Source organism: Blautia sp. MCC283 (assembly GCF_018785565.1).
In the GTDB taxonomy this organism is placed as follows: domain Bacteria; phylum Bacillota; class Clostridia; order Lachnospirales; family Lachnospiraceae; genus Blautia_A.
This window is the reverse complement of sequence record NZ_WQQB01000050.1, coordinates 1-283: the sequence shown is the minus strand read 5'-3', so window position 1 is coordinate 283 and position 283 is coordinate 1. Positions and strand designations below refer to the sequence as shown.

Annotated in this window: 1 rRNA gene; it reads left to right on the top strand. The window is 43.8% G+C overall.

Annotated elements, in window-relative coordinates:
- Nucleotide 1 precedes the first annotated feature (1 nt).
- Nucleotides 2–119, top strand: a 5S ribosomal RNA gene (gene rrf / locus GPK81_RS14915).
- Nucleotides 120–283 lie beyond the last annotated feature (164 nt).

The window sequence follows — 283 nt, the reverse complement described above, 5'->3', positions numbered from 1 at the left end:
TTCTGGTGCCGATGCGGTTGGGGGACACACCCGTTCCCATCCCGAACACGACGGTTAAGACCCAATCGGCCGATGGTACTGCACTGGAGACGGTGTGGGAGAGCAGGTGGGCGCCAGATCAAAAAAGAAAAAGCAGGCTTAGCCTGATGAAATAGATGCTGGTTTTACCAGTGATTTAAGAAGAAAAGATATTTTCTTTTTAAATGGCTGATAAAACATCAGTCAGCATTGTACCTTGAAAACTGCATACATGAGATTTGATTAAGTTAATCAAATATCCTTA